General features: G+C 64.7%; 8 protein-coding genes. 4 read left to right on the top strand and 4 right to left on the bottom strand.

All coding sequences use genetic code 11. The features are described 5' to 3' along the window. The coding region (locus EN738_RS28040) for a PfkB family carbohydrate kinase (RefSeq protein WP_245494767.1) at window positions 1–762 on the bottom strand (762 nt) is incomplete at its 3' end. A 150-nt stretch (window positions 763–912) separates the two neighbouring features. Continuing rightward, a complete protein-coding gene (locus EN738_RS28035) occupies window positions 913–1,548 on the bottom strand; it encodes a LysE family translocator (protein WP_127286499.1) in 636 nt (211 codons plus the stop codon). A gap of 162 nt (window positions 1,549–1,710) precedes the next feature. Here EN738_RS28035 and rfaD point away from each other — a divergent pair, with 162 nt between their 5' ends. The 3 genes from rfaD to waaC are packed head-to-tail and all read left to right on the top strand — an operon-like array spanning window position 1,711 to window position 4,627. Beyond that, window positions 1,711–2,661, top strand: coding sequence for an ADP-glyceromanno-heptose 6-epimerase (gene rfaD / locus EN738_RS28030; RefSeq protein ID WP_127286498.1), 951 nt, complete (start codon window positions 1,711–1,713; stop codon window positions 2,659–2,661). Then, complete coding sequence (gene waaF / locus EN738_RS28025) at window positions 2,634–3,641, top strand: lipopolysaccharide heptosyltransferase II (protein WP_127286497.1); 1,008 nt, start codon at window positions 2,634–2,636, stop codon at window positions 3,639–3,641. The genes rfaD and waaF overlap by 28 nt, the downstream gene beginning before the upstream one ends. Beyond that, the gene (gene waaC / locus EN738_RS28020) at window positions 3,638–4,627 is read left to right on the top strand and encodes a lipopolysaccharide heptosyltransferase I (protein ID WP_127286496.1); all 990 of its coding nucleotides are present in this window, start codon (window positions 3,638–3,640) and stop codon (window positions 4,625–4,627) included. Before waaF ends, waaC begins: the two co-directional genes overlap by 4 nt. Before the next feature lie 268 nt (window positions 4,628–4,895). On the opposite strand, the gene greA is transcribed toward waaC, so the two are convergent. Both greA and EN738_RS28005 read right to left on the bottom strand, forming a co-directional pair. Continuing rightward, window positions 4,896–5,369 carry a transcription elongation factor GreA gene (gene greA, locus EN738_RS28010; protein WP_126058735.1) on the bottom strand — a complete coding sequence of 158 codons (474 nt, stop codon included), beginning with the start codon at window positions 5,367–5,369 and terminating at the stop codon, window positions 4,896–4,898. A 284-nt stretch (window positions 5,370–5,653) separates the two neighbouring features. Continuing rightward, window positions 5,654–6,190, bottom strand: coding sequence for a tetratricopeptide repeat protein (locus EN738_RS28005; protein ID WP_127286495.1), 537 nt, complete (start codon window positions 6,188–6,190; stop codon window positions 5,654–5,656). Window positions 6,191–6,392: 202 nt separating this feature from the next. Between EN738_RS28005 and EN738_RS28000 the strand changes: the two genes are divergently transcribed. Next, the gene (locus EN738_RS28000; protein ID WP_127286494.1) at window positions 6,393–6,818 is read left to right on the top strand and encodes a DUF3775 domain-containing protein; all 426 of its coding nucleotides are present in this window, start codon (window positions 6,393–6,395) and stop codon (window positions 6,816–6,818) included. Window positions 6,819–7,018: the final 200 nt, after the last annotated feature.

The raw sequence follows: 7,018 nt of genomic DNA, 5'->3' as shown, positions 1-7,018 counted from the left end.
CATGCCCTTTTCGCTGCGCGTCGCCACGACGAAGTCGAAGCCATGCGCCGAGATCAGGTCCCGCGCCGCCGCCACGATCTCGTCGTCGGCAAACACCGCGCGTCCCACGGCCTCGCCGAGTTCCTTGCGGTTGGGCGTGACCGCCGTCGCACCGGCGTAGCGCGCATAGTCGCGGCCCTTCGGATCGACCAGCACCGGCTTTCCGACTTCGCGGCACATCGCGATCAGCTCGCCGGCGACACCGTCGAGCAGCATGCCCTTGCCGTAGTCGGACAGGATGACGATGTCGGCGCGCGCAAGGGCCGTGCGGAAATGCTCGACCAGCGTCGATCGCTCGCCGGCATTGAGCGGCTTCACCTCCTCTTCGTCGAAACGCAGCACTTGCTGGTTGAGCGCGCTGAAGCGGCTCTTCGACGAGGTCATGCGGTCGCGCTGCTGTGACAGGCCGAATGTCTCGGCGCCAAGCTCGCCAAGCATCCGCATCAGATCGTCGCCCGCCTTGTCGGCGCCGATCACAGAAACCGGAATTGCGGCTGCACCCAGCGAAACGATGTTGGAGACGACGTTGCCGGCACCGCCCATCGCCAGCATCTCGCCGCGCCCGTGCAGCACCGGAATGGGCGCCTCCGGCGAGATCCGCTCGATGACGCCGTTGACGAAACGGTCGAGGATGAAGTCGCCGACCACCAGCACGGTGACGCCGCCAAAGCGGGCGATGGCGCGGTGCAAAGGTTCCGGGGAAGGCAGATGATGATTGATCATGTCACTGGCAACGCGCGGAAAAAGCCGTTTCTGAGGATGGTTCGGGGTTCAAATGGCTGGCCGGTCGTTCATGGCGAAGCCGATATACCGCAATTCGAGCCAGCGCAACGGCGGCCAGGGAACGGGTCGCCGCAGACCCCGGTCGGCCGTTCAGCTCTTCTGCAGGGCGACATGGACGCCGAGACCAACCAGCACCGCGCCGCCCGCGCGCTGCATCAGCCGCTGCGCGCGGCTCGAACGGCGCAGCCGGGCGATCATCGCCCCGGCCAGGAAAACGCACGCTATGTCGGCGGAGGAGAACATCAGGTTGACGATGGTGCCAAGGATGACGAACTGCAGCCAGACCGGAAATGCCGCCGAGGCATCGATGAATTGCGGCAGGAACGCCATGAAGAAGATCGCCGTCTTGGGATTGAGCACTTCGACGGTGATGCTCTCGAAAAAGGCGCGGCGGGCCGATTTCCGCTCGATGGCGGGCAGTGCCGCGTCGCCGCCTTGCGTCCTGGCGCGCAAAAGCGAGACGCCGAGCCAGATCAGATAGAGCGCGCCGATGAGCTTGACCGCCATGTAGAGCGGCGGAACGGCATGGAACAGCACCGAAAGACCCGCTGCCGCCGCAAGGACATGCACATAGCCGCCGAGATGGATGCCGAGCGCTGCCGTCAGCCCCGACCAGCGCCCGCGCGCCATCGTCTGCGCCGCCGCATAGAGCATGGCAGGACCCGGAATGTAGGCAAAGATCGCCGTGGTGGCGAAAAAGGCGATAAGCAGTTCGGTCGACGGCATTTTTTCCCTCACGGTCCGGCGGGTGGCGCGAACCGACTGAAGCCGGAGCTTTGCGGCCTCACTGTGACATCCGCCCGCAGCCGCCTGCTTTATCGACAGCCTAACTCGCCTCCCTTATAAGGGCCGGAATCGGCAAGCGAAACGAGTATCAGGGCCAAAAATATGATCATCGTCACGGGCGGCGCCGGTATGATCGGCTCCAACATCGTCGCCGCGCTCAACGCCGAGGGGCACAGCGACATCCTCGTTGTCGACGACCTCACCGACGGCCACAAGATCGCCAATCTCGCCGACCTGCATATCGCCGACTATCTCGACAAGGACGATTTCCTCGCGCGCCTGGGGGATGGCGGGCTCGGCCGCGTCGACGCGGTCTTCCACCAGGGCGCCTGCTCGACCACCACCGAGTGGAACGGCAAATACATGATGGAGGTCAACTACGCCTATTCGAAGCGGCTCCTGCATGCCTGCCTGGCCTTGCGCGTGCCCTTCCTCTACGCCTCCTCGGCGTCGGTCTATGGCGGCGGCAGCGAGTTCCGCGAGGAACAGCAGTTCGAGCGCCCGCTCAACGTCTATGCCTATTCCAAGAAGCTGTTCGACGACTATGTCCGCCGCACCGTCTTCGACACCGACCATTCGCAGGTGGCCGGGCTGCGCTATTTCAACGTCTACGGACCGCGCGAGGCGCACAAGGGCGCCATGGCCTCGGTCGCCTTCCATCTGTTCAACCAGGTCGAGCGCGGCGAAAACCCGAAGCTGTTCGGCGCCTATGACGGGTTCGGACCCGGCGAGCAGAGCCGCGACTTCATCCATGTCGGCGACGTCGCCGACGTCAATCTGTGGCTCTGGAAGCGCGGCTCGAGCGGCATCTTCAACTGCGGCACCGGCCGCGCCCAGCCATTCCGCGCCATCGCCGAGACCGTCATCGATACACTCGGCAAGGGCAGGCTCGAATTCATCGACTTCCCCGACCACCTCAAGGGCAGCTACCAGAGTTTTACCCAAGCTGATATGTCCCGCTTGCGCGCGGCCGGTTACAATGGCCAATTCCGGACTGTCGAAACCGGTGTCAGAGACTATGTCGAATGGCTGAAAGCCCAGCGATCCTCGTGATCGGCCCACGTTGGGTGGGCGACATGGTCATGGCGCAGTGCCTGTTCTCGGCGCTGAAGGAGCAATATCCGAACGCCGCGATCGACGTGCTGGCGCCGGCCTGGGCGGCACCGCTGGTCAAGCGCATGCCCGAGATACGCCAGCAGATCGATTTCCCGCTGAAGCCGGGCGCGCTCGAGTTCCGCATCCGCAGGCGCTTCGGCCGCCTGCTGCGCGGCCGCTACGACATGGCTTACGTCCTGCCCGGAAGCTGGAAGTCGGCGCTGATCCCGTTCTTTGCCCGCATTCCGCGCCGCGTCGGCAACCTAAGGGAAATGCGCTACGGCCTGCTCACCGACATCGTGCCGCTGCCCGACGCGGTGAAGCGGCGCACGGCGCTGACCTATTTCGGCCTTGCCCGCGGCGGCACCTTCCAGGCCCCGAAGCTCACCGTCGATACCGTCAGCCAGGCTGCCCTGCTCGAGCGGTCGGGCCTCACCGCGAAGACCTTCGTGGCGCTGATGCCCGGCGCGGAATTCGGCCCGGCGAAACGCTGGCCGAGCGAAAGCTACGCCGAACTGGCGCGCGGGATGATGGCTAAGGGCCTGAAGGTCGCGCTGCTCGGATCCAGGAACGACGCCGAGGTGACGGCGGAGATCGCCGCGCTTGCGCCCGGCGCCGTCGACCTTGCCGGCAAGACGCGACTGGAGGACGCCATCGACCTCATCGCCGCGGCGCGGCTGGCGGTGTCGAACGACAGCGGGCTGATGCATGTCGCCGCCGCTGTCGGCACGCCGATCGTCGCTGTCTACGGCTCGACCTCGCCTGAGAACACGCCGCCGCTATCCGAGCGGGCCGAGCTGGTATGGCTGGGCCTCTCCTGCTCGCCCTGCCACCAGAAGACCTGTCCGCTCGGTCATCTCAACTGCCTGAAGACGCTGGATGTCGCGCGGGTCGCGGCAGCAGTGGACCGGCTGCTGGAAATACCGGCCGCCGCATGAAGATCCTGATCGTCAAGACATCCTCGATGGGTGATGTCATCCATACATTTCCGGCTGTCGAGGATGCGCGCCGCCACCGCCCGGACGTCTCCTTCGACTGGTGCGTGGAGGAAGCCTTTGCCGGCATCGTCGCCCTGCATCCGGCGATCGGCACCATCCACACGGTGGCGATCCGGCGCTGGCGCAAGCGGCTTTTCAACAGCGACACCTGGCATGAAGCGGGAAAACTGCGCCGCGCCCTGCGCGCTGCCGGCTACGACCTCGTCATCGATGCGCAGGGACTGCTGAAGTCTGCTGTGGTGGCAAAGCAGGCGGCGGCGCCGGTCGCCGGCTTCGACCGGGCAAGCGCGCGCGAACCGTCGGCGACGCTGTTCTACGACCACCGCTACGGCGTGCCCCGCGATCTGCACGCCATCGAACGGACGCGGCGGCTGTTCGGCCTGGCGCTCGGCTACCAGCCCGATCTCTCCGGCCTCCAGTCCGGCATCGTGCCGCCGGCGGATGGCCTGGCCGGCACCAGCGGCAACACCGCGTTCCTGCTGCACGGCACCAGCCGCGAAGACAAGAAATGGCCGGTCAAGGACTGGATCGAGACCGCCGGGCTGTTGCTCGAGAGGAAAATGACGCCTGTCGTCACCTGGTCGAACGAGCCTGAAAAGGCAGTGGCCGAGGCGATCGCTAGGGCCGTGCCGCAGGCGGTGCTGGTGCCCAAATCGCCGCTGGCGGTGATCGCCGCGATCATCGGCCGCTCGGCGCTGGTCATCGGTGCCGACACCGGCCTCACCCACCTCGCCAGCGCCTTCGGCGTGCCGACCGTCGCCATCTTCCTGGCCACCGAACCCGGCCTCACCGGCCCGCGCGGGCCGTATGCGTCGACGCTTTTGGCCGCGCCCGGCGGCCGTGTCACCCCTGCGGAGGCAGCGGCGGAAGCCGAGCGGCTGATCGGGCTGCAGGCGCTTGGTCGAGCAGGCGCGGACAGAGATTGATTTATTCAATCAATTCAATTGGAAAGGTCAGCGCCGCCCCTCATCCGCCTGCCGGCACCTTCTCCCCGTATAGTAACGGGGAGAAGGGAGCTAAGCGCGAAATTCAGCGCCACTTTTCAGCGTTTCCGGTTGGCGAAATCATCAGGTGACGGCGTCCTTCTCCCCGTCACTATACGGGGAGAAGTGCCCGGCAGGGCGATGAGGGGCGGCGCCATCCTTGGATTGGAATAGCGCAATTCAGGGACAAATCCTGCCCCCTCAACTTCCCTCAGATGAATTGCACCTGGACGATCTCATACCCCCGGGCGCCGCCGGGCGCGTTGACCTCGATGGCGTCGCCGACTTCCTTGCCGATGAGGGCGCGCGCGATCGGCGAGGAGATCGAGATGCGGCCAGACTTCACGTCCGCTTCCTGGTCGCCGACGATCTGGTAGGTCTTCTTCTCCTCGGTGTCCTCGTCCACCAGCACCACGGTGGCGCCGAACTTGACCTTGTCGCCGCTGAGCTTGGTGACGTCGATCACCTCGGCCCGCGCGATCAGGTCCTCGAGCTCGTTGACGCGGCCTTCATTGTGGCTCTGCGCCTCTTTGGCCGCGTGGTATTCGGCGTTTTCGGAAAGGTCGCCATGCGAGCGCGCCTCGGAGATCGCCTCGATGATGCGCGGCCGCTCTTCCTGCTGGCGCCAGCGCAGTTCTTCCTTCAATGACGCGAACCCCTCGCCTGTCATCGGGACCTTGTTCATATGCCTGACCTTTCCTGCCGCCACCCCCGTTTTTCGGGGATGGCCCTTGTCGATGGGTACAAAAAGAAAACGGTCCGGCAGCCTTGGGCTAACGGAACCGTTTCACCGCAATTTGCCTGAATATAGCAATGTTTGCGCGTTTTTCACGCCAAAAAATCCGGTTTTGAAAAATCATCCGCTGCTTTCGCAAGGGCGATCGCCGCCAAAGCAATCCTTTGCCGGCGCGGCAACAAAAAGCCGGCTACGATCGCTCGCAGCCGGCTGGAAAGCGTGTCGAGGTCGAATCAGCTTCTCAGGAAATGGTCGATCTGCTCGGCCAGCATGCCGTATTCGCGCGAGCCCTTGCCGGTGCGCTTCTCGATTTCGCTGAGCTGTTCGCGGGCGCCCGCAAGGTCGCCGATCTGCAGATGCGCCTCGCCGAGATATTCGCGCACCAGCGTGTAGTCGGGATTGATGCGCAAGGCTTCCTCGTAATAGCCGAGGCCGACGGTGATGCGGCCGGAATGGCGATGCGAATAGCCGAGATAGTTGAGGATGCGCGGATCCTGCTTGTTGGCCGCAAGGCTGAGCACGGCGATCGCCTCGTCATAGCGCCCGGCCATCGCAAGATCGTGGCCCGCCTCATAGATGTTGTTGTCGTCCAGCATCCCGTACTTCGGCGTCACGCATTTCTGCTTCTTCTTGTCCCAGACCTCGCCCTTCTTGCATTGCGGGGTGTTTCCGCCTCCGCCGCCGCCGCCTTCGCCGGCCGTGAAGGCGGGCGCCACAAAGAGCGGCAAAGCCACAACAGCCATGACCTGGATCAGCAAACGTCTGCGCATCGGAGCCTCCTTGAGAATGAACAATGGGATATTAACGCCGGGCCTGCCTTCTTTCATCCCGGAAAAGCGGAGCGCGTGAAAAACCTGCGCTCCAGGCCCGCACCACCGGCATTTTGCCTGAAACAGGCCGAACATGACGTGACGCGCGCCACAAATCCGCTATCATCCGGCAAACGGCCGATGGAGCATGCGGAGCAGGCCAGTGCAGCAGCGCCTCGAAAAGGAATGGGAGCTTTCGATCGGTCCCGATACCGTGCGCCTGTTCATTCTCAAGGCCAAGGCGCTGAGCGCGGCCGTCAACGAGGACTATGCCGACGGCGCCGAGCACGAGATCGAGTTCGACGGCGACACCCGCGACAGCCACCATCATGACGGTCTCGTCGAGGAGAGCTCGGAAAACCTGACCGAGGAGGAGCTGCGCGAACTGATCGACGACCTCAATGTCGACGAAGCGGCCGAGCTGATCGCCCTCGCCTGGGTCGGCCGCGGCGACTATGACGCCGCCGAATGGGCCGACGCGCTGGCCGCCGCGCGCGAGCGCGCCAACAAGCGCACGGCGAAATATCTGCTCGGCATGCCGCTGCTCGCCGACTGGCTGGAGGAAGGGCTGGAAGCGATCGGCGCGTAACGCGTTGGTAACCGATTGTGATCGGTCCGATGCGCCTTCGAAGGCAACTTCGCCATGCCGACGCCGTTTCCGGGCGATGGCAACGCTGAGCATTTCCGGATTTTTCAGGCTGGCGCTGCCTTTGGCAGCGGCGGTTTTGCTGATCACGCCGGCCGATGCCAGGCATCGTCACAGGCAGCCGCTGACACCGCGTCTGGAGC

The organism is Mesorhizobium sp. M4B.F.Ca.ET.017.02.2.1 (genome assembly GCF_003998955.1).
Lineage (GTDB): Bacteria > Pseudomonadota > Alphaproteobacteria > Rhizobiales > Rhizobiaceae > Mesorhizobium > Mesorhizobium abyssinicae.
This window is presented reverse-complemented; position numbering and strand designations above follow the sequence as displayed.

Coding starts and splice junctions, on each gene's coding strand:
- waaF (WP_127286497.1), top strand. CDS start 2,634: ATGGCTGAAAGCCCAGCGATCCTCGTGATCGGCCCACGTTGGGTGGGC.
- EN738_RS28005 (WP_127286495.1), bottom strand. CDS start 6,190: ATGCGCAGACGTTTGCTGATCCAGGTCATGGCTGTTGTGGCTTTGCCG.
- greA (WP_126058735.1), bottom strand. CDS start 5,369: ATGAACAAGGTCCCGATGACAGGCGAGGGGTTCGCGTCATTGAAGGAA.
- waaC (WP_127286496.1), top strand. CDS start 3,638: ATGAAGATCCTGATCGTCAAGACATCCTCGATGGGTGATGTCATCCAT.
- EN738_RS28035 (WP_127286499.1), bottom strand. CDS start 1,548: ATGCCGTCGACCGAACTGCTTATCGCCTTTTTCGCCACCACGGCGATC.
- rfaD (WP_127286498.1), top strand. CDS start 1,711: ATGATCATCGTCACGGGCGGCGCCGGTATGATCGGCTCCAACATCGTC.